The organism is Halorubrum sp. Atlit-26R, from assembly GCF_003666015.1.
GTDB lineage: Archaea > Halobacteriota > Halobacteria > Halobacteriales > Haloferacaceae > Halorubrum.
Window position 1 is genome coordinate 1 of record NZ_QPLT01000317.1, and the last position, 570, is coordinate 570.

Sequence of the window (570 nt, forward strand, 5' to 3'; positions counted from 1 at the left end):
CCTCGATGTAGCGGGCCTTATCTATGTACCGCGTTCCGGACTCGATGGCCTTGTCCCCAGAGGGCTGGACGAACACAAGCGTGTTACGCCACTCACGCCCTCGCCCATCGTTCGTGATGACTTGTTCGACTTCTTCCTGCGTCCACTGGTCGTCTTTCACCACGACCTTGATTTCACGATCATCCGGGATGTCACGGATGTCGTTCGTCCGGAACCCGATCGGATACGCGTTCGAGCCGAAGATGTCGGTGATGAAGTCCGCGATCTCAGCTTTGGCTGCTGTCTCTGAAACGTCGGTCGCAGCGTTCCGGATGAGCGCATTCGGATTCTGCCGATCCCGAATTGCGTACTTCCCGTTGAGTTTGTGTAGGTGCCACGCGACCCCGTGGAGTCGTTCGAGATCCAGCACGACATCGGCTACGAGATCTCCGGTCTGATACGCGCCCATCACGATCTCCGAGACATCAGCTCCTTCTCCCTCGCTGGGTTTCAGCGAGTACAGAAGAATCGTGTTCAGGACGCGGCGGCCGTGTGGTACATCGTCAGTGTCAACGCGGTTCTGAATGTCGC

General features: G+C 57.7%; 1 pseudogene. It reads right to left on the minus strand.

The features are described 5' to 3' along the window. A pseudogene (locus DVK07_RS20750) lies at window positions 1-570 on the minus strand (DUF499 domain-containing protein); the annotation flags it as partial.